Source organism: Rhodococcus jostii RHA1 (assembly GCF_000014565.1).
GTDB lineage: Bacteria > Actinomycetota > Actinomycetes > Mycobacteriales > Mycobacteriaceae > Rhodococcus_F > Rhodococcus_F jostii_A.
On record NC_008268.1, the window covers coordinates 2,453,774 to 2,472,254 of the forward strand.

The 18,481-nt window shown below is 67.7% G+C and carries 21 protein-coding genes; 6 read left to right on the plus strand and 15 right to left on the minus strand.

The genetic code is table 11. The features are described 5' to 3' along the window. Nucleotides 1-90 precede the first annotated feature (90 nt). Entirely contained in the window at nucleotides 91-339 is a 249-nt protein-coding gene (locus RHA1_RS11335; RefSeq protein ID WP_020476804.1) for a phosphopantetheine-binding protein, read from the plus strand. Between the two features lie 75 nt (nucleotides 340-414). Further along, on the plus strand, nucleotides 415-1,758 hold the full coding sequence (locus RHA1_RS11340) for a YhgE/Pip domain-containing protein (RefSeq protein WP_011595095.1): 1,344 nt from the start codon (nucleotides 415-417) through the stop codon (nucleotides 1,756-1,758). Between the two features lies 1 nt (nucleotide 1,759). Here the strand turns inward: RHA1_RS11340 and RHA1_RS11345 are convergent, their stop codons facing one another. Next, a complete protein-coding gene (locus tag RHA1_RS11345) occupies nucleotides 1,760-1,969 on the minus strand; it encodes a hypothetical protein (protein WP_011595096.1) in 210 nt (69 codons plus the stop codon). Between the two features lie 122 nt (nucleotides 1,970-2,091). Here RHA1_RS11345 and RHA1_RS11350 point away from each other — a divergent pair, with 122 nt between their 5' ends. Then, the gene (locus RHA1_RS11350) at nucleotides 2,092-3,627 is read left to right on the plus strand and encodes a bifunctional 3'-5' exonuclease/DNA polymerase (protein ID WP_085990440.1); all 1,536 of its coding nucleotides are present in this window, start codon (nucleotides 2,092-2,094) and stop codon (nucleotides 3,625-3,627) included. Nucleotides 3,628-3,710: 83 nt separating this feature from the next. Further along, nucleotides 3,711-5,933: an MMPL family transporter gene (locus RHA1_RS11355; RefSeq protein ID WP_009474994.1), complete on the plus strand. Its 2,223-nt coding sequence runs from the start codon at nucleotides 3,711-3,713 to the stop codon at nucleotides 5,931-5,933. On the opposite strand, the gene RHA1_RS11360 is transcribed toward RHA1_RS11355, so the two are convergent. From RHA1_RS11360 to RHA1_RS11385, 6 genes are read right to left on the minus strand one after another with little or no spacing between them, the layout of a single operon-like run. Then, nucleotides 5,930-6,781 (minus strand): DNA-3-methyladenine glycosylase family protein, encoded by an 852-nt coding sequence (locus tag RHA1_RS11360; protein WP_011595098.1) that lies wholly within the window; start codon nucleotides 6,779-6,781, stop codon nucleotides 5,930-5,932. The two genes, RHA1_RS11355 and RHA1_RS11360, sit on opposite strands and share 4 nt — an antisense overlap. Beyond that, nucleotides 6,778-7,434 (minus strand): alpha-ketoglutarate-dependent dioxygenase AlkB family protein, encoded by a 657-nt coding sequence (locus RHA1_RS11365; protein ID WP_011595099.1) that lies wholly within the window; start codon nucleotides 7,432-7,434, stop codon nucleotides 6,778-6,780. The genes RHA1_RS11360 and RHA1_RS11365 overlap by 4 nt, the downstream gene beginning before the upstream one ends. A 5-nt stretch (nucleotides 7,435-7,439) precedes the next feature. Then, nucleotides 7,440-8,150, minus strand: coding sequence for a 2OG-Fe(II) oxygenase (locus tag RHA1_RS11370; RefSeq protein ID WP_009474997.1), 711 nt, complete (start codon nucleotides 8,148-8,150; stop codon nucleotides 7,440-7,442). Then, nucleotides 8,147-8,749 carry a methylated-DNA--[protein]-cysteine S-methyltransferase gene (locus RHA1_RS11375; RefSeq protein WP_009474998.1) on the minus strand — a complete coding sequence of 201 codons (603 nt, stop codon included), beginning with the start codon at nucleotides 8,747-8,749 and terminating at the stop codon, nucleotides 8,147-8,149. Before RHA1_RS11375 ends, RHA1_RS11370 begins: the two co-directional genes overlap by 4 nt. Further along, on the minus strand, nucleotides 8,746-9,237 hold the full coding sequence (locus RHA1_RS11380; protein ID WP_009474999.1) for an RNA polymerase sigma factor: 492 nt from the start codon (nucleotides 9,235-9,237) through the stop codon (nucleotides 8,746-8,748). Before RHA1_RS11380 ends, RHA1_RS11375 begins: the two co-directional genes overlap by 4 nt. A 4-nt stretch (nucleotides 9,238-9,241) precedes the next feature. Next, nucleotides 9,242-9,736 carry a methylated-DNA--[protein]-cysteine S-methyltransferase gene (locus RHA1_RS11385; protein ID WP_011595100.1) on the minus strand — a complete coding sequence of 165 codons (495 nt, stop codon included), beginning with the start codon at nucleotides 9,734-9,736 and terminating at the stop codon, nucleotides 9,242-9,244. A gap of 94 nt (nucleotides 9,737-9,830) precedes the next feature. Here RHA1_RS11385 and RHA1_RS11390 point away from each other — a divergent pair, with 94 nt between their 5' ends. Beyond that, nucleotides 9,831-10,391 (plus strand): hypothetical protein, encoded by a 561-nt coding sequence (locus RHA1_RS11390; protein WP_009475001.1) that lies wholly within the window; start codon nucleotides 9,831-9,833, stop codon nucleotides 10,389-10,391. On the opposite strand, the gene RHA1_RS11395 is transcribed toward RHA1_RS11390, so the two are convergent. The 4 genes from RHA1_RS11395 to RHA1_RS11410 all read right to left on the minus strand — a co-directional run bounded on the left by RHA1_RS11395 (nucleotide 10,379) and on the right by RHA1_RS11410 (nucleotide 14,066). Next, nucleotides 10,379-11,116: an SDR family NAD(P)-dependent oxidoreductase gene (locus tag RHA1_RS11395; RefSeq protein WP_011595101.1), complete on the minus strand. Its 738-nt coding sequence runs from the start codon at nucleotides 11,114-11,116 to the stop codon at nucleotides 10,379-10,381. The two genes, RHA1_RS11390 and RHA1_RS11395, sit on opposite strands and share 13 nt — an antisense overlap. Then, nucleotides 11,113-12,138 (minus strand): phosphotransferase family protein, encoded by a 1,026-nt coding sequence (locus RHA1_RS11400; RefSeq protein WP_011595102.1) that lies wholly within the window; start codon nucleotides 12,136-12,138, stop codon nucleotides 11,113-11,115. Before RHA1_RS11400 ends, RHA1_RS11395 begins: the two co-directional genes overlap by 4 nt. Next, nucleotides 12,135-13,346: an acyl-CoA dehydrogenase family protein gene (locus tag RHA1_RS11405; protein WP_011595103.1), complete on the minus strand. Its 1,212-nt coding sequence runs from the start codon at nucleotides 13,344-13,346 to the stop codon at nucleotides 12,135-12,137. The genes RHA1_RS11400 and RHA1_RS11405 overlap by 4 nt, the downstream gene beginning before the upstream one ends. Before the next feature lie 99 nt (nucleotides 13,347-13,445). Further along, a complete protein-coding gene (locus tag RHA1_RS11410; protein ID WP_009475005.1) occupies nucleotides 13,446-14,066 on the minus strand; it encodes a TetR/AcrR family transcriptional regulator in 621 nt (206 codons plus the stop codon). A gap of 119 nt (nucleotides 14,067-14,185) precedes the next feature. Here RHA1_RS11410 and RHA1_RS11415 point away from each other — a divergent pair, with 119 nt between their 5' ends. Continuing rightward, nucleotides 14,186-14,644 carry an SRPBCC family protein gene (locus RHA1_RS11415; RefSeq protein ID WP_007296546.1) on the plus strand — a complete coding sequence of 153 codons (459 nt, stop codon included), beginning with the start codon at nucleotides 14,186-14,188 and terminating at the stop codon, nucleotides 14,642-14,644. On the opposite strand, the gene RHA1_RS11420 is transcribed toward RHA1_RS11415, so the two are convergent. Genes RHA1_RS11420 through RHA1_RS11435 form a run of 4 tightly spaced genes read right to left on the minus strand, consistent with a single transcriptional unit; the run spans nucleotide 14,641 to nucleotide 18,462 of the window. After that, on the minus strand, nucleotides 14,641-15,630 hold the full coding sequence (locus RHA1_RS11420; RefSeq protein WP_011595104.1) for an NADPH:quinone oxidoreductase family protein: 990 nt from the start codon (nucleotides 15,628-15,630) through the stop codon (nucleotides 14,641-14,643). The genes RHA1_RS11415 and RHA1_RS11420 overlap by 4 nt on opposite strands. A 3-nt stretch (nucleotides 15,631-15,633) precedes the next feature. Further along, entirely contained in the window at nucleotides 15,634-16,392 is a 759-nt protein-coding gene (fabG, locus tag RHA1_RS11425) for a 3-oxoacyl-ACP reductase FabG (protein ID WP_009475008.1), read from the minus strand. Continuing rightward, the gene (locus RHA1_RS11430) at nucleotides 16,389-17,630 is read right to left on the minus strand and encodes an acyl-CoA dehydrogenase family protein (RefSeq protein WP_011595105.1); all 1,242 of its coding nucleotides are present in this window, start codon (nucleotides 17,628-17,630) and stop codon (nucleotides 16,389-16,391) included. Before RHA1_RS11430 ends, fabG begins: the two co-directional genes overlap by 4 nt. Before the next feature lie 22 nt (nucleotides 17,631-17,652). Next, complete coding sequence (locus tag RHA1_RS11435) at nucleotides 17,653-18,462, minus strand: SDR family oxidoreductase (RefSeq protein WP_009475010.1); 810 nt, start codon at nucleotides 18,460-18,462, stop codon at nucleotides 17,653-17,655. Nucleotides 18,463-18,481 lie beyond the last annotated feature (19 nt).

Here is an 18,481-nt window from a genome sequence, read left to right on the forward strand (position 1 = left end):
AGCAACTATGCTTAGGCTTCACTAACCCAGCAACCTACCCCATGTCGTCGAATCGGCTCAACGGGCCGTGGTTCGACGCCGCACCGGAGGATGACAGTGAGTTCCGCTTCCAGCACAGTTCCGACCCGCGACCGAATCCGCGCCGACGTAGCCGACGTGCTCGACGTCCCGGTCGCCGAGATCGACGATTCCGCGAACCTGCTCGACGAGGGAATGGACTCCGTGCGCGTGATGGCGCTGGTCGAACGATGGCGGGCGGACGGTGTGCAGGTGGATCTCGTGGACCTCGTCGGCGAGCCGACACTCGACGCCTGGTTCGAGGTGACGGCAGCACGCTGAGCGGTCCCACCGCCTACTCTTGATCCCGCTGGTCGATCCCAGGGTCGGCCCGGACACGGGAGGATGCGAGGGGACATGGCTCACGAAACCAGCGGTACAGGCAGGATGAGCGTGCTCCGGACACCCCGGTTCTGGATCGCTCCCCTGCTCCTCGTCTCCGTCGTCATGTCCCTGCTGGCCGCGCTGTACATGGGTGGAATGCTCAACCCCACCAAGCACCTCAACCACTTCCCCATCGCGCTCGTCAATCAGGACGAGGGCGACACCACACCCAATTCCAACCCGCCGCAGCAGCAGAATTTCGGCGACCAGATCGCCGCCGGGCTCGTCGAGGGTGTCGATCCGGACAAGGTCGAACTTCGGCAGATCGGGATCGCGCAGGCCCAGTCCGCGCTGGACAACGGGGAAATCTACGGCGCGATCGTCATACCGAGCGACTTCACGAAGCGCACGTTCATCCTCGCCCAGGCCGGCGTGATTCCCGGAGACGTCGAGCGTCCGGTGATCACGATCTACACGAACCCCCGCGCAGGCACGATCAGTGCGAACCTCGTCCAGAACATCGGTGAGATGGCGTTGGACAAGGCCAATCAGACGATGGGCCAGCAGCTCACCACCCAGGTGACGCAGCAACTCCAGGCGACAGCCCCCGACCTCCAGCTGTCGGGGGCCAGCCGGCTCGTGCTCGACGACCCCATCGACGTGCGGGTCGTGGCCCACAACCCGCTGCCCGACGGCACCGGTTTCGGCTTGGCGGCGTTCTACTACGCGCTCCTGATCGTCCTGGCCGGTTTCACCGGTGCGACCATCGCGAGCACCCTCATCGACGGCATGCTCGGATTCACTCCGACCGAGGTCGGGCCGCTGTACCTCCACAACGAGGCGGTCCCGATCTCACGGTTCAACACCCTGCTGATCAAGTGGGCGGTGATGGTTGTGCTGGCGATGATCGTGTCAGGTCTGTACCTCTGGATCAGCTCCGCCCTCGGCCTGCCGATCACCGACCCGCTCGCCCTGTGGGAGTACGGCGCCTTCGCGATCGCCGCGGTCGGGATCACGGCGATGTCCGTGATGGCCGCGTTCGGCAACCTGGGCCTGCTCATCAACCTGCTGGTGTTCGTCGTCCTGGCGCTGCCCTCGTCGGGCGGCACGATCCCGCTCGAGGCGGCGCCGCGCCTGTACACCTGGCTCGGTGAGTTCGAACCGATGCACCAGATCTACATCGGGGTGCGCGCGATCATGTTCTTCGGCGCAGCGGGCGACGCAGGGCTCATCCACGCGGTGTGGATGACCCTCGCCGGCCTTCTCATCGGCCTCGTCTTCGGCGCCGTCATCACCCGGTTCTACGACCGCAAGGGTTTGCATCGCCGCCACAAGGCGCAGACCGAACCCGAACCGGTGGACGCGGCCGGGGCGTGAGTCACGCGGGCGTCGACGACCAGGCCGTGCCGAACTGTTCGTACCAGGGATGCGGGGCGGGCACCGCCGCCAGGATCCGTTCGACGAACCGATCGGGGTCGCCGAGTTCCGCGAGTCCGACTCCGCGGCGCTCGTAGTCGGCGAACTTGTCGTGCAGTCCGGCGATCACCTTGTCGGTCACCGTCTGCTCGAACTCTTCGATGGTTGCCATCGGATGCCCCTCCTTCCGGCGAGAAGCGTCTGCGTTCAGTGTAGTGCCGACCTGCGGGTTCACCCCCACCCGACGGCGGATTAACAGCTGTCGGTGACGCGGAGCAGACTGGGCACGTGAGAATGGTCCTGGTTCCCGACGCCGACGGTGGCGCGATGACCGTTCGCACCGATCCCGCGGGCGTTCCGGTCGAGTCGCCACGTCGTCACTCCGACGTCGTGGCCGCGGTCCGTGACATCGAGGCCACCGAGCACCCCCGCTGGGTCTGGACGAGTACCGCGGCCGTCTATCCGGCGCTGCTGCGAACCGGGGTGCGCGTGCGGCGCTGCCAGGACCTCGCGCTCACCCACGCCATCCTCAGCATGCGCGACGGTGTTCCCGCGCCGCCGCCGGACGAACCCGTCGACGAACGCCCCGGACTGTTCGAGACCGCACCCACCACGGATCCGGCGCAGGTGGTGGCGGACTTCGCGGAACAGCGGAAGACGATCGGTGACGATGCACGGCTCGACCTGCTGGTGGCAGCCGAGTCCGCGGGTGCGCTGGCCGCGGCGGAGATGAGCGTCGACGGCCTGCCGTTCTCCACCCGTACCCATCGCGCCTTCCTCGAGGCGGCGCTCGGGCCGCGGCCGGCCGGGTACGACCTGCCGCAGCGCATCCAGGACGTGACCGTGGAGATCGGGTCGGCGTTCGGCCGTCGCATCAACCCGGCGTCCCACGTCGAGGTCGTCGACGCATTTCGCCGTGAGGGCATCGAACTCGCGTCGACCCGCAAACACCTGCTGCGCGAGGTCGATCATCCCGCCGTGCCGCTGCTGCTGCGCCACCGCGATCTGTCCAAGCTGTTCAGCACGAACGGCTGGCAGTGGCTGGACAGTTGGGTCCGCGACGACCGGTTCCGGCCCGTCTACGTCCCCGGCGGCGTGGTGTCCGGCCGCTGGGCGAGCCGCGGCGGCGGCGCACTGCAGATTCCGAAACCGCTGCGGTCGAGCGTGATCGCTGACCCGGGTCACACGTTCGTCATCGCCGACGCCGGCCAACTCGAACCCCGCATCCTGGCCGCCATGTCGGGTGACGCCCGCATGGTCGCCGCGGCGGGCGCCGACGACCTGTATGCACCGGTGGCGGCGGAGACGTTCGACGGCGATCGTGGCAAGGCCAAGGTCGCGATCCTCGGTGTTCTGTACGGCGCCACCGCGGGCGAGGCCCGTTCGCTGCTCACCCTGCTGCGCACCCGCTTTCCTGTCGCCGTCGAATATGTGGAAAGGGCGGCCCGTGCCGGTGAACGTGGCGAGGTCGTGCACTCGTGGCTCGGCCGGGCGTGCCCACCGCCGTCACCCGATTTCTGGTCGCACGGCGACGCCCGGTCGCGCGGCCGGTTCACCCGAAACTTCGTGGTACAGGCCACGGCAGCCGAGTGGGCACTGTGCGTGCTCGCGGACCTGCGGCGCCGGCTGGCCGACGACCCGGACAGTGAACTCGTCTTCTTCCAGCACGACGAGGTGATGGTGCATACCCGGGACCCCGACTCGGCGACGCGGCACGTTCTGGGCGCGGTCGAGGTAGCCACCCGGTTGCTGTTCGGCGAGACGCGGGTGCGGTTCCCGATGGATGTGGCGGTGCGGGACTGCTACGCCGAAACCTCCGACGAGGCCTGACGCGCGCGGATTTCCGGTGTCGCGGGTGCGCTCGACATGGTGTACTGGGACGCACTGCTGGCGGGGGCGGCGAAGGAGAACCCATGACGAAGTTGGATTCGACGGACTCGAGCACCAGCGGCGAGACGCCGCGCAGATTCCGCTGGCCTGCGTTCACCATCGTGGCCATCGCGATCATCGCGTTCTTCGCGGGCGGATTCGGGGGGTCCTTCCAGGGAAAGCTCACCGAGGTCCAGAAGAACGACAACGCCGCCTACCTGTCGAGTTCCGCCGAATCGACGATCGTCACCAACGAATCGTCCAAGTTCCTCACCGTCGAAACCATCCCCGGTTTCGTGCTGTTCCACAGCGACTCCCCGCTCACCGAGCAGGACAAGGCCGCCATCGCCCAGGCGCGTGACGCCATCGCGGCAGTCGACGGGGTCGACGCCGAAGGCATGGCCCAGACACAGTTCTCCCAGGACGGCACCACGGCATCGATCTTCGTTCCCCTCGTCGCGAAGGAGGACGGCACGGCGGTCGCCGGCGATGTGCTCGCCGCCACCGAGGAGAACGTCCTCACCGCCGCGAAGAACGCGGCCGCCGGGCTCGAGGTGCTTCCTGCCGGTCCCGGTGGCCTCCTGGTGGCGTTCATCGACGCGTTCGCCGGACTCGACGGTGCACTGCTGGGCGCCGCGCTGCTCGTGGTCGTCCTGATCCTGCTGGTGGTCTACCGCTCCCCGGTGCTGTGGTTCTTCCCGCTCTTCTCGGCGCTACTCGCGCTCGGCCTGGCGTCGATGGTCATCTACTTCCTCGCCAAGGCGGAGGTGCTCACACTCACCGGACAGAGCCAGGGCATCCTGTTCGTCCTCGTGATCGGTGCGGGCACCGACTATGCGCTCCTCCTGATCTCCCGATATCGGGAAGAACTGCACTTCTATCCAAGCCGGTTCGACGCCATGATCAAGGCGTGGAAGGAATCCGCCCCCGCCATCACGGCGTCGGCGGTCACCGTCATCCTCGGTCTGCTGTGCCTGACGTTCTCCGAACTGAACTCCAACAAGAGTCTCGGGCCGGTCGCCGCGATCGGCATCGCGTGCACGTACCTCGTGATGATGACGTTCCTGCCCGTGGCGCTGTCCGCGGCGGGGCGGTGGGTGTTCTGGCCGCGGAAACCGAAGGTGGACGAGGCCGCAGACCTCACCACGCACGGTCTGTGGGGCAGGATCGCCGCCCAGGTCGGGAGCAAGGACCGCCCCCTCTGGATCGGTACGACGGTGCTGCTGGCCGTGCTGTTCCTGGTCGGCATCGGCAGTCTGAAGACGGACGGGTTGTCGTCGTCGGAGAACTTCACCAACCGGCCCGACGCCGTCGTCGGTCAGGAGTTGTACGACTCCAAGTTCGATCCTGGTGCCGGCGCGCCTGCCGTCATCGTCACCAATGCCGATCAGACGGACGCGGTCATCGCGGCCGTGAGCGGTGTGGACGGGGTGTCGACGGATCCCGGCGCGGTGTGCCCGCAGGTCGATGTCGAGAAGCTGTCTGCACTCGTCAAGTCCAATCCGGCCGCGGTGGCGTCGGCGGCCGGGCAGGGGTGCGCACCCGACTTCCTCACGGCCGCACCGATCGACGGCCGCATGGTCGTCAACGTGACGCTCGCGGACTCGTACGATTCCCCGGAAGCCCTCGAGACGGTGAAGCGACTGCGCGACGCAGCGCACGCCGTGCCCGGTGCCGATGCGCTCGTCGGTGGCAGCACGGCAACCACTCTCGACGTGCAGACGGCGTCGGTGCACGACCGGAACCTGATCATCCCGATCGTTCTCGTCGTCATCTTCGTCGTGCTGGCCCTCCTGCTCCGGGCCCTGCTCACGCCCATCATCCTCATCGCCACCGTGGTCCTGTCGTTCGCAGCCACCCTCGGGGTGTGCGGACTCTTCTTCACCCACGTCTTCCATTTCGCGAATGCAGATCCGGCGTTCCCCCTGTTCGCGTTCGTGTTCCTCGTGGCGCTCGGCATCGACTACAACATCTTCCTGATGACCCGGGTCCGCGAGGAAACCGAGGAACACGGCACCAAATCCGGTGTGCTGCGTGGATTGGCAGTGACCGGTGGCGTCATCACGTCGGCCGGTGTCGTGCTCGCCGCGACGTTCGCGGTGCTGGGTGTGCTGCCCCTGGTGTTCCTCGCCGAGGTCGGTTTCGCGGTCGCGTTCGGTGTGCTGCTCGACACGATCATCGTGCGCAGCATCCTCGTCCCGGCGCTCTCCCACGACATCGGCAAGAAGATCTGGTGGCCGTCGGCGCTGGCGAAAGCAAAGGATTAATACGCTTCGTCCGTCCACAGGTGGAACAGCGCGTAGGCCCGCCACGGCCGCCACGGCTCGGCCAGTTCCGCTGCCTGCCTGCCGGTCCTGACCCCCAGCGCGCGCTTGAGGACGAGGTCGTCGGGTGTGAACGCATCCGGGTCGGCCAGCACCCGCACCGTCAGATAGTCCGCCGTCCACGGACCGATGCCGGGCAGTGCGAGCAGACCGGCCCGGAATTCGGCCGGGTCGGTGTCCGCGCCGAGACTCAGACCGTCGGACGCCGCCTCGGCCAGCGCGAGCACCGTCCTGGCCCGGGCGCCGGTGAGGCCGAGGGTCGAGCGCAACTGTTCGGGTGAGAGCACCGCTAGCGTCTCCGGTTCGGGGAACGCGAAGAATCCGTCGTGGACCGGCCGGCCGTATGCGTGCACGAGCCGGCTGCCGAACGTCCGGGCCGCTGCCAGCGAAACCTGTTGTCCGAGAACAGTCAGAACGGCCGTCTCGAACCCGTCCACGCTCCCCAGGCGCCGCAGACCCGGACGCAGCGCCACCAGCGGAGCCAGTTGCGGATGATGGCTCAACGCGGCGTCGATCGGCAGCGGATCCGTGTCGAGGTCGAGCCAGCGCCGGACCGCGGCTGTCACAGCCTCGACGTCTCCGGGATCCGCCGGTGTCAGGTGCGCCTCGACGTACCCGTCGGCGGGACGGACGACGACGGACACCAGAGCGGGCCCGTGCGGACCGTTCACCACCCGGGTGTGTGTTCCGTCGGGGTCGTGTCGCTCGAGTCCGGACACGGTGTGGGCGCGGAGCGCGCGCCACAGCGGCGCATGGGTGAACGGACCCCGGTAGGGCAGTTGCACTCTCATGCGTCCTCGAGTCCCGTCACCCGCAGTGTGATGTTCAGTCGGCCCGTTGTCAGCCCACAGGCCGGATCACTCGTGCCGGGAAACACTTTCGGCACTCCGTGATACGCGAACCGGGACTCGCCACCGAACACGAAGAGGTCGCCCGACAGCAACTCGACGTCGGTGTACGGCTTGGTGCGGGTGGTGGTGTTGCCGAAGCGGAATGTGCACGTGTCGCCGATGCTCAACGACACGACGGCCGCATCGGACCGCTCCTCCTTGTCCTGGTGCATGCCCATCTTCGCGGTGTCGTCGTAGAAGTTGATCAGCGCGGCGTCGGGTGTGTACCCGTCGGCGGGCTGCCCGTAGGCCTCGCTCACCGCCCGCCGGCCGAGTTCGACCAGCCAGCCGGGCACCGGCGCGACGCGGCCACCGCCCGCGTCCTCGGCGGTGCGCGAGTAGGAATACGGTTTCCAGTGCCAGCCTAGGCACACGGTCTGCACCGACATGCGATGCCCCGTCGGCAGTTGCGCGGCCCGCATCGGGACCGGTGCGGTGGCCCAGCGCCGGCATTCGGCCACCAGGTGGCGTTGCGCGGCCGGCGTGAGCCAGTCGGGTACGTGGACGGCGCCGGGCGCCACCTCGGTTCGGGGGCGGGGTATCAAGGCGGACATCACGGTCACTCGGCGTCGTGCAGGACCAGGCCGAGGGTTCGGCGGGTGCCGCGCCGAACGGTGCTGACACCGTGCCGTACCGGTCCCGTCGACCAACCGCGGGTCGAGCGCACGGGTCTGTCCCTGGTGGTGAAGATCAGCGCGTGCCCCTGCTGCAGCGTCGTCACCGTGCCCCGGGACTGGGCGCGGGGCCGCTGCTCGACGAGCATGAACTCGCCGCCCTCGTGGTCCACTCCCGGACGGTCGAGGCCGATCACCACCTGCAACGGGAACACGAGGTCACCGTAGAGGTCGCGGTGCAGCGCGTTCCAGTCGTTCGCGCGGTAGCTGAGCAGGATGGGTGTCGCTCGTTTCTGGCCGGCGTCGTGGCACATGTCCAGCCATTCGCCGAGGGTGTCCGGCCACGGCGAGGGATGCCTCAGCTTGGCGGCCCAGTCCCGTGCCACGGGAAGCAGTTTCGGGTAGAAGGCGGCGCGGAGTTCGGCCACGACCTCCGGTAGCGGGTAGTCGAAGTACCGGTACTGTCCCGAGCCGAAACGGTGCCGGGCCATGTCGACGGTGGACCGGAAACGCTCGACCTCCTCGTACATGTCCGCGATCTGCCCGCATTCCGCGGCGGTCAGGATCTGCTCCGATTGCGCGCATCCGGCGGCATCGGTCTCGGCGTGGAGACCCTGCCAATCCAGGTCGTTCACGCGTTGCGTCAAAATGGTCATGCCGCTGCCTCCAATGTCAGCAGGATCGACTTGGCCTCCGGCCCACCCGCGTACTGCCCCATGCTGCCGTCACTGCGGACCACCCGGTGGCAGGGAACCACGACGGGGAGCGGGTTGAGCGCGCAGGCGGTTCCGACCGCGCGCACAGCTTTCGGACTGCCTGCGGCCGCCGCGACCGCGGCGTAACTCGCGGTGTGCCCGTAGTCGATCTCGGGAAGATGGTGGAGAACCTCGAGCCGAAATCCCTTGGACAGCCTGAAGTCCAGCGGGATGTCGAAACTCGTGCGCTCGCCGAGGAAGTATTCGTCGATCTCGTGGGCCACCCTGTCGAGTCGGGCGGGTGCGCGCAGGATCCGGGGGCTGATCTGCTCGGCGAGGGTCTGCAGTACGGCGTCGTGATCCTGGCTGGGGAAGGCGACCCGCACCAGCCCGCGATCGGTGGCGGCGAGCAGGAGCGAACCGACGGGGGTGTCGAGTGTCCGGTACGCGACGTCGAGGAGACCTGCCTCGGCGGCGAGGGCGGCGAGCCGCTCACGCAGTTTCTGCTCGACCGCGGAGTCCGACGTGGACAGGGCGTAGACGATGTCGGGGATGTTCATGTGATGTCTCCACTCACAGAGATCGAGAGGGTCTTGCGTAGCGCCGCAATGCCGTCGGCGGCCGCCCGCCGCGACGCGTCCGGGGAGTTGCCGAGGATCACCGCGATCTCGGTGTACGGCAGCCCGGCCAGGTAGTGATACGCCACCGCAGCCCGCTGCTTCATCGGCAGGGCGCCGACCGAGTTCCACAACTCGGCGTCGTGACCGCCGGGAAGTCCGCGGTCGGTGGTCTGCTCGGGAAGCTCGTCGGTGGGGACGGGCCGCCGGTCACGCGCACGTATGTGGTCGAGCGCTTTCCGGTGCGCGATCGTCACCAGCCATGCTTCGACGTTGCTCCCGGGACGCAGGTCGGGGTACGCCCGCATCGCGGCGATGAACGTCTCCGACCAGGCGTCCTCGGCGTCCACCGGACCGACCACGGCCCGGCAGACCCGCAGCACCGTCGGGCCGTGCTCGGCCACGACGTCTTCGAACGGTTTCAGGGTCATCGGCTCAGCCGGACGCCCGTTCCGCTTCGCGTTCGAGCAGGAACCGTTTGCGGTCGAGCCCGCCCGCGTACCCCGTCAGGCTGCCGTTGCTCCCGATGACGCGGTGGCACGGAACGATGATGCTGATCGGATTTCTGCCGTTCGCCGCCGCCACCGCACGAACCGCGGTCGGGGTGCCGAGGGAGTCGGCCAGCTGACCGTACGTCCACGTCTCGCCGTACGGGATGGTGCGCAGGGCGTCCCACACTCGTTGCTGGAACAGGGTGCCACGCGCGGCGAGCGGGACGGTGAACTCGGTTCGCCTGCCGTCGAAGTATTCGGTGAGCTGGGTGATGGCCTCGTCGAAACCTGCGGTGTCGCGTTCCCCGAACGTAGCGGGATTGGGCTGATGCCGGTGTTCGACCATGTAGATGCCGCTCAGCACCCCGTCGACGCTCACCAGCGTCAGGGGGCCGATCGGTGAATCGATGACTGTGTGTGCTGCTCGGTCGGCATTCACGGTGCCAATCCTTCCAGGTGTACGGGCCTCTGAAAGGTAGACGTCTGCCACGACCGAAACGTGAGGTGCGAAAAGCATCAGGCAGGATGGGCCGATGGCTCTCGTACAACTCGGCACCCGCGACCTGGTGCGTACCGTCACCGGGATCGTCCGGTGGTCGGCGGACACCGCTGAACTCGTCGTCTCCCTTCCCGGCCGGATCGGCACCCTTCTGGACCAGGTCGAAGTGCTGATTGCACGCATCGAGGCGATCAGCGACGGCGCCGAGATCGCCGTGTCGAGGGCGAACGCGGTGGCGGAATCGGCGGCGACCGTCGTCTCCACCGCCGACCACGCGTCCGCGTCGGCGCAGACCCTCATCGGCCTGTACGAGCCGCTGGCGACGAAGGCCGCCCCACTGGCACAGCGGTTCGTCGACGACCTCACCGAGGAGGAGATTCACGCCGCGATCGGGTTGGTGAACCACCTGCCCGAGCTGACCCTCCGCATGGAGGGGCTGCTGCCGATCCTGGCCACCCTCGACACCGTGTCGCCGGAGATCCACCAACTCCTCGAGGAGGTCCAGGGCGTGCGCCAGGCGATCCAGGGCGTCCCCGGGTTCAAGTTCTTCCGCAAGCGCGGCGAGGCCCAGGAGGACGAGGACTACGCGCGGTAGCCGTCCGTTCCGGCGCGTCCCACGACGATCTTCGGGACCACCGCGCGCGACGACAGCCGCAGCAGGGCGTCGACGAGTTCGACGATGTCGTCGACCTCGATCATCGCCTCGGGCGGGATCGTGTCGTGGATCCACGCGGACATGTCGGTGTCGACGTACGCCGGGGCGAGCGCGGTCGCGGAGACGCCGTTGCCCGACTCCTCCACGTTCAGCGTCTCGGTGAGGGAGATCAGCGCGGCCTTGGTCGCCCCGTAGACGGCGAGCCCCGCCTCGGCGTACACGCCGGTGATCGATGCCAGGGCCACGACCTTGGACCCGCGCCCCGGGTTCTCCGCCGCACCGGTCCGGAGCAGCGGCAGCGACTGCTGCAACAGGCTGAACGGCGCCCGCAGGTTGACTCCGAGGCTCTTGTCGAATCGGCTCAGTGGGAACTCGCCGATGGGGCCCGCGGTTCCGACCCCGGCATTGAGTACCAGCGCGTTCAGCGAACCGTAGGCGTCGGCGTGCGCCTCGACGACGCGTCCCGCGGATTCCTCGTCAGCGAGGTCACCGGCGACCACGACGACGTCCTTCGCGCCTGCGGTCCGCAGGTCGGCGGCCACGGACTCGAGCCGATCACGATCGCGGGCGGTGATCGTCAGTCCGTACCCCTGTTCGGCGAGACGGGTGGCGATGCCGAGTCCGATACCACGTGAGGCACCGGTGATCAGTGCGGTGCGACTCATACGGTCTGTCCTTTCAGGGCGCGCAGGCCGGCCGCGATGAATTCGGGCACCGCGTCGCCCGCCTTGTCGAACCCCTCACCGACGGTGGCGCCGACACGGTAGCGGTGGTTGATGCCCTCGGCGATGACGGCGAGTTTGAAGTTCGCGAGCGCCAGGTAGAAGTTCCAGTGGACCAGTTCGCGCCCCGACGCCACGGTGTAACGCTGCGCGAGGTCGTCGGCCGACGGCAGTCGCGGGCTCGTCCAGGCCGCCGGTTCGCCGAGCACCAGGTCGAGAGCCGGATGCCGGTAGACGCACATCAGGGCGACATCGGTGAGGGGGTCGCCGAGGGTCGACAGTTCCCAGTCCACGACCGCCGCGACGGTGCTCACGTCGCCGGACGCGAGGATGGTGTTGTCGATGCGGTAGTCGCCGTGCACGATCGACGACTCCGACTGCTGCGGAATCGATTCGACCAGCGCGGCATGCAGGCGGTCGACGTCCGCGGAGTCCGTCGTCTTCACCCGCCCCCACTGACTCGCCCACAATTTGACCTGCCGGGCCACGTACCCGTCCGGGCGGCCGAGCTCGCCCAGGCCGACGGCGTCGTAGTCGACGTTGTGCAACGCACCGAGCACACGGACCAGTTCGTCGGTGCACGAGTCGATGTCGTCGCCGGACAGCGCCTCGAGATCCGACTTGGTCCGGATCACCTGACCCGTCACATGTTCCACCACCGTGAACGGCGCGCCCATCACACTGTCGTCCTCGCACAGTGCGACGGTGGCGGCCACCGGGACGTCGGTGCCCTGCAGCGCCGACGTGATGCGGAACTCGCGGGCAACGTCGTGCGCCGACGGTGTGAGCCCCGCGGTGGGCGGCCTTCGCAGCACCCACCGCGAGGAGTCGTCGAAGATGGCGTACGTGAGGTTGGACTTGCCGCCGGCGATCAGGTCGGCCCGCAAGTCACCGTCGAGAGGAACGCCCGACTCGGACAGGAACTTGCGCAGCGCAACGAGATCGAGCCCCCGATGTTCGCTCATGCGCCCGCCTCCCGCGCGGCCTTCTTCGCGGCACCCACGACACGCTTGGCGATGGCCCAGCGGTGCACCTCGGACGGTCCGTCGTAGACGCGGAACGGTCGCACCTCGCGGGACAGCCGGGCGAGGGGCAGGTCGCCGGACACGCCGAGACCGCCGCACATCTGGATGGAGCGGTCGACGATCCGGAAGATGGCCTCCGATGCGTAGGTCTTGGCGATGGACGTGGAGTTGCTCGCGTGGCCGCCCTGATCGAGTTCCCAGCATGCCCGCGTCAACAGCGCCCGGCTGGCGGCGATGTCGATCTCGTTGTCCGCGACCATCTTCTGGACCATGCCCAGATCGCCCAGCTTGCCTCCGAAACCGTCACGTTGCGCGACGTGTGCCACGGCGACGTCGTGGCCGCGGCGCGCCGCACCGAGCCAGCGCATGACGTGTGTCATCCGGGCGGGCCCGAGCCGGACCTGGGCGTAGGCGAATCCCTGGTCCACCTCGCCGAGAACCCCGCTGTCGGGGACGAACAGATCCTCGAAGAACACCTCGCAGTGCCCACCGATCATCGCCCGGTCGAGGGTGTCGATGTGGCGTCCCACCCTCAGCCCCTCGGCGTCGGCCGGTGTGAGGAACATCGTGGCGCCGCCGCGGTCGCCGGGCACGCCGGAGGTGCGGGCGAAGATGATGAAGAATCCCGCGCCGTCGGCGCCGGTGATGAAGTACTTGTGGCCGTTGATCTTCCACCCGCCCGGCACCTTCTCGGCGCGCGTGGTCAGCGCCGAGGGGTCGGAGCCGGCTCCGGGCGACGGCTCGGTCATGGCGAACGCCGACCGCATGTCGCCGTGCGCCAACGGGGCGAGGAACCGCTCCTTCTGCTCCGGGCTGGCGATGTGCGCGAGCATGTGGACGTTGCCTTCGTCAGGTGCCCCGATGTTCAGGGCCGTCGGACCGAACAGCGAATAGCCCGCAGCCTCGAAGACGGGCGCGCGATCGGTCATGTTCAGGCCGTGCCCGCCGTACTCGACGGGTGCGTGCGGGGCGAAGACTCCGGCGTCCTTGGCTGCCTTCTGCAGCTCCACGCGCAGGGTGTCGCCACCGGCAGCTGTGATGTCGCCGCCGTGCTCGTCCTCGATGGGCAGCACGACTTCGCGGATGAACGCCTCGGTCTTCTCGACGAGCGCGGTCACCTCGGGTGCGTAGGACAGATCGATCGCCACAACTACCTCCAGTCAGTACGACGACTCCGGTACCGACCGATCACTCGCTCGGTCGAAGTCGTCCCCGACAATTCCACACCTTCGAAGGCCGGTCAAGACTCAGCCGGACGCGCCGACCGTGCTCCTCGCGATCGCCAGGTACCGCTCGACCAGTTCGTCGGGCGACAGCGGCCCGTCCTCCCGGTACCAGGTGGACACCGCGACACACATCGTGACGACGGCGCGGCTCGCGTCCTCCGGGAACGGCGTCCGGAACAGCCCGGCCGCCACCCCCTCGCGGACGATGTCGTCCAGCATCTCCTGCTGCTCGTCGCGCAGCGCGATGTACGCCTTCCGGCTCTCCGGTTCCATGCTCCGCGTCTCCCGGGACGCGACGAACGCCTGCTCGCGCCGGTACATGTGGAACCGCAGCAACGACTCGACGACCGCGTCGAACCGCTCGCCCGGTGTCGGGCCCGCCTCGGCCACCGCCGCGTGGCTGCGATCGAGGAGTTCGCGCATCACCGCGTTCGTCAACCCCACCAGCAGCGCCTGCTTGGAGGGGTAGTGATGATAGAGACCGGGGACCGACAGACCGGCGCGGGACGCGATCTCACGGATCGACGCGCCGTCGTACCCCTTCTCGACGAACGCCGCCAGCGCCGCGGCCAGAACCTTGGACAAGCCCTGGTCGGTGTACTCACGCCAGGAACTGCCGCGCTGGGTGCCCTCTACCGTCATGGGTCCTACGGTAGAACAGGCACCCGCCGCTCCCCTGCTGCGGTCGCGGGAGTTGACTAGAGTCGAACGAGGTCGCCCAGATCGACAGCCTTCTCCGACAGAGAGCCAGGGACCACCTGATGATCCACGTCCGCCACTCCGCGATCGCAGCCGTGCCCATCCATGTGGCGTTCGCGTACATCGACGATTACCGGACGGTCCCCGACTGGATGTTCGGAGTCTCGGAGTTCCGTCCGATCGGGGAATTCGACCAGGGGATGGAGTCGACATTCGACGCCGCGATCCACATCGGCCCCAGCACGCTGCGGTCCCGGTTAGAGGTCACCGAGTGGGAACAGGACCGGGTCATCACCCTGGCGTCGCTCGACGGCGCCGCCAACTCCTCTACCTGGGAGTTCACCGCTCACGGTGAGGACAAGACCGAGATCAGCGTGGACTTCGCGTACAAACTCCCCGGCGGTCTCGCCGGCAAGGCCCTCGGCCTCATCGTCGAACCGTTCGTCGAAACGGCCGTGAAGAACACCGAGGTGACCTTGCGGCACAACCTCGAGGAGCTGTACGCGAAGCGCAACCGCTAGCGTCCGGGCAGGAAAGCCAGCCGTCCGACCGTTGTCCCCTCGCCGAGTCTCGCGATGCCGTCCGCGACGTCGGTGAGTCCGAGCCGCTCGCTGATCATCGGCTTGATCTCGCCTGCCGCGGCCATCCTCGTCAGCTCGTCGTGGCACTCCCGGATCGCAGCGGGGTTGTAGGCGTTGTACAGCCCCCAGTGCAGCCCGATGATCGAGTAGTTCTTGATCAGCGCATGGTTCAGCCCGGGCGACGGGATGGTGCCACTCGCGAACCCGATCACAATGATGCGACCCTCGAACGCGATGCACTTGGTCGACTTCGTGTAGGAGTCGCCGCCCACCGGATCGAACACGACGTCGGCACCGCGGCCGTCCGTGAAGTCCTTCACGGCCTGGACGAAGTCCTCGCTGTGCCGGTCGAGCACGAGGTCGGCTCCGAGTTCCCGCGTATACGCCGCCTTCTCGGGTCCGCCGACGACGCCGATCACCTTGGCGCCTGCCGCCTTACCCAGCTGCACGGCCGCGCTGCCCACACCACCTGCCGCAGCATGCACGAGCAGCGTTTCGCCGGGCTGGATCTGCGTCCTGCGGTGCAGCGCAAACCATCCCGTCTGGTAGCCGATCGACAGCGCCGACGCCTCGGCGTCGTCGAGGGCCTCCGGAGCGGGGAACGCGGTGGCCGAGGACATGACGGCCAGCTCGGCGAACCCGCCGTTCGGCAGGCTCGGCATGCCGATCACCCGGTCGCCGACGGCGAACTCGGTGACACCCTCACCCAGGCCCACCACCTCGCCGCACAGCTCCACACCGGGAGTGAACGGAAGCGGCGGCTTGATCTGGTACTCGCCGCGGCACAACAGCACATCCGGGAAGTTGGCGGCCGCCGAGAGCACCTTGACCAGCAACTCGCCGGGCTTCGGTTCGAGGTCGGGGACGTCCTCGAACGTCAGAACGTCCCGCGGCTGGCCCAATTCGTGTACACGCCACGCCTTCATCGATCAGTCCTTCGGTCCACCGGCGACGTAGACGACCTGACCCGACACGAATCCGGCGCCCTCGCTCACGAAGAACGATGCGGTGTGCGCGATGTCCTCGGGCTGCCCGACGCGGTTCACGGGGATCTGCGACGCCGCGGCCTTCTTGAAGTCCTCGAATCCGACACCCACCCGCTCGGCGGTCGCGGCGGTCATCTCGGTCTCGATGAAGCCGGGCGCGATCGCGTTCGCGGTGACACCGAACTTGCCGAGCTCGAATGCCAGCGTCTTGGTGAAGCCCTGCATGCCCGCCTTGGCGGCGGAGTAGTTGACCTGCCCGCGGTTACCGAGCGCCGAGGTGCTCGAAAGGTTCACGATGCGCCCGAACTTGGCGTCCACCATGTACTTCTGCACGGCCCGCGACATCAGGAACGCACCACGCAGGTGCACGTTCATCACGGCGTCCCAGTCGTCGACGGTCATCTTGAACAGCAGGTTGTCGCGGGTGATCCCGGCGTTGTTGATCAGGATCGTCGGGGCGCCCAGTTCGGTCGCCACCCGCTCGACTGCCGCAGCGACCGACTCCTCGTCGGCGACATTCGCGCCCACGGCCAGCGCTTTTCCGCCGGCGGACGTGATCGCGTCGACGGTGCCGGCACATGCGGACTCGTCGAGGTCGAGGACGGCGACCGCGTAGCCGTCCTCGGCCAGCCGCTTCGCGACGGCGGCGCCGATTCCCCGGGCCGATCCGGTGACGATGGCGGTTCTACGTTCCTGGCTCACTTGTTTCCTCCATGCTGGTTGTTCTCGGTCTTCGTGCGGTATTTACGCAGTTCTCTTCTCGCGATGGACATCTTGTGGACCTCGTCCGGTCCGTCCGCGAGACGCAATGCCCTCAGATGGGCGTACATCATGGCGAGGGGGAAGTCGTCGGTCACGCCGGCCCCACCGTGCACCTGAATCGCCCGATCCACAATCTCGAGCGCAATATTCGGAGCCGCCACCTTGATCGCCGCGATCTCCGTCCGCGCCTCCTTGTTCCCCACCGTATCCATCAGATACGCCGCCTTCAGCGTCAACAACCGAATCATCTCGATCTCGATCCGCGCCTCCGCAATCCAATCCTGAACATTCGCATTCTCACTGACCGGCTTACCGAACGTCACCCGCGACGACGCCCGACGACACATCAACTCCAACGCCCGCTCCGCCATCCCGATCGCCCGCATGCAATGGTGAATCCGACCCGGACCCAGGCGCGCCTGCGAAATCGCGAAACCCTCCCCCTCCCCCTTCAGCACATCCTCGACCGGAACCCGCACATCCGCGAAATCGATCTCCGCATGCCCCTCACGATCCTGATACCCGAACACCGGCAACCCCCGCATCACCGTCACCCCCGGCGCATCGATCGGCACCACCATCATCGACTGCTGCCGATGCGGCGCCGCCGACGGATCCGTCTTCCCCATCACGATCAACACCCGGCAATTACGATGCAACGCATTCGACGCAAACCACTTCCGCCCGTTCAGCACATACTCGTCACCGTCCCGGACCATCGACAACTCCACATTCGTCGCATCCGAACTCGCCACCGCCGGCTCCGTCATCGCGAACGCCGACGCCATCGTCCCCTCCAGCAACGGCGTCAGATACTTCTCCTTGTGCTCGGCCGTACCGAACAACTCCAGCACCTCCATATTGCCCGTATCCGGCGCATTACAATTGCACGCCTCCGACGCAATATGACTGCGCCCCATGATCTCCGCCAACGGCGCATACTCGAGATTCGTCAACCCCGCACCCGTCCCCGGATGCGGATGAAACAGATTCCACAACCCCCGCCGCCGCGCCTCCGCCTTCAACTCCTCCAACACCGGCGGCTGGAAATGCGGATCCCCCGACTCCCGCATCTGCTCCTCGTACACCGCCTCCGCCGGATACACATGCGAATCCATGAACTCCAGCAGATCGGTCTGCAACTGCTGGGCGCGATCGGATAGGTCGAACAGCGACATGCGGGCTCCTCGTGCGGTCGGGTCAGGACGGCTGGGCGAGGAGCGAGGCCTGGTAGCGGCGCATTCCCCGGATCCATCGGTCGTAGTCGGCGCCCTTGTGCCGGTACATCTCCAGCACTTCGGGGTGCGGAAGGATCAGGAACTGTTCGGCTTCCATTGCGGCGAGCACACATTCGGCCACCTCGGACGCTTCGAGAACCGTACCCGCGGTGGTGACGGCGCGTGCGGCAGTGGCCGACAGGGCGGCGTCGTCGGTGAGCAGCTTGGTGTTGACGCCCATCGGGCACAGGCAGCTGACACGGACGCCCTTGTCGCCGTACGTGACGGACAGCCATTCGGCGAATCCGACGGCCGCATGTTTGGTCACCGAGTAGGGGGCGGAACCGATCTGGGTGAGTAGCCCGGCGGCCGAGGCCGTGCTGACGAAGTACCCCTCGCCGCGCTCGATCCAGCCGGGGACCAGCCGGCGTGCCGCCCGGATGTGCGCTCGGACGTTCACGTCGAGGGCGAGGTCCCACACCGCGTCGTCGGGTTCGAGATCCTCCCCCGCCGCGACGCCCGCATTGGCGAAGTAGAGGTCGACGGCGCCGAAAGCCTTCTCCGCAGCGTCGATGACCGAGCCGATCTGTGCGTCGTCGGACGCGTCGGCACCGCGGGCGATCGAGGCCCCTGGACGCGTCGCGTTGATCCGGTCCGACACTGCCTGGGCCGATGCGGCATCGAGATCGGTGACGACGACCCTGGCCCCCTCGGCGGCGAGCCGCTCCGCGAGTGCGCCGCCGATTCCACCTCCGCCACCGGTGACGATGGCGACCTTCTGCGCAACCTGCACGAGATTCCTCCTCGAGGGG

Coding starts and splice junctions, on each gene's coding strand:
- RHA1_RS11430 (WP_011595105.1), bottom strand. CDS start 17,630: ATGTCGCTGTTCGACCTATCCGATCGCGCCCAGCAGTTGCAGACCGAT.
- RHA1_RS11350 (WP_085990440.1), top strand. CDS start 2,092: ATGGTCCTGGTTCCCGACGCCGACGGTGGCGCGATGACCGTTCGCACC.
- RHA1_RS11380 (WP_009474999.1), bottom strand. CDS start 9,237: ATGACCCTGAAACCGTTCGAAGACGTCGTGGCCGAGCACGGCCCGACG.
- RHA1_RS11395 (WP_011595101.1), bottom strand. CDS start 11,116: ATGAGTCGCACCGCACTGATCACCGGTGCCTCACGTGGTATCGGACTC.
- RHA1_RS11390 (WP_009475001.1), top strand. CDS start 9,831: ATGGCTCTCGTACAACTCGGCACCCGCGACCTGGTGCGTACCGTCACC.
- RHA1_RS11410 (WP_009475005.1), bottom strand. CDS start 14,066: ATGACGGTAGAGGGCACCCAGCGCGGCAGTTCCTGGCGTGAGTACACC.
- RHA1_RS11400 (WP_011595102.1), bottom strand. CDS start 12,138: ATGAGCGAACATCGGGGGCTCGATCTCGTTGCGCTGCGCAAGTTCCTG.
- RHA1_RS11360 (WP_011595098.1), bottom strand. CDS start 6,781: ATGAGAGTGCAACTGCCCTACCGGGGTCCGTTCACCCATGCGCCGCTG.
- RHA1_RS11355 (WP_009474994.1), top strand. CDS start 3,711: ATGACGAAGTTGGATTCGACGGACTCGAGCACCAGCGGCGAGACGCCG.
- RHA1_RS11365 (WP_011595099.1), bottom strand. CDS start 7,434: ATGTCCGCCTTGATACCCCGCCCCCGAACCGAGGTGGCGCCCGGCGCC.
- RHA1_RS11415 (WP_007296546.1), top strand. CDS start 14,186: ATGATCCACGTCCGCCACTCCGCGATCGCAGCCGTGCCCATCCATGTG.
- RHA1_RS11340 (WP_011595095.1), top strand. CDS start 415: ATGGCTCACGAAACCAGCGGTACAGGCAGGATGAGCGTGCTCCGGACA.
- RHA1_RS11345 (WP_011595096.1), bottom strand. CDS start 1,969: ATGGCAACCATCGAAGAGTTCGAGCAGACGGTGACCGACAAGGTGATC.
- RHA1_RS11375 (WP_009474998.1), bottom strand. CDS start 8,749: ATGAACATCCCCGACATCGTCTACGCCCTGTCCACGTCGGACTCCGCG.
- RHA1_RS11420 (WP_011595104.1), bottom strand. CDS start 15,630: ATGAAGGCGTGGCGTGTACACGAATTGGGCCAGCCGCGGGACGTTCTG.
- RHA1_RS11370 (WP_009474997.1), bottom strand. CDS start 8,150: ATGACCATTTTGACGCAACGCGTGAACGACCTGGATTGGCAGGGTCTC.
- RHA1_RS11335 (WP_020476804.1), top strand. CDS start 91: ATGACAGTGAGTTCCGCTTCCAGCACAGTTCCGACCCGCGACCGAATC.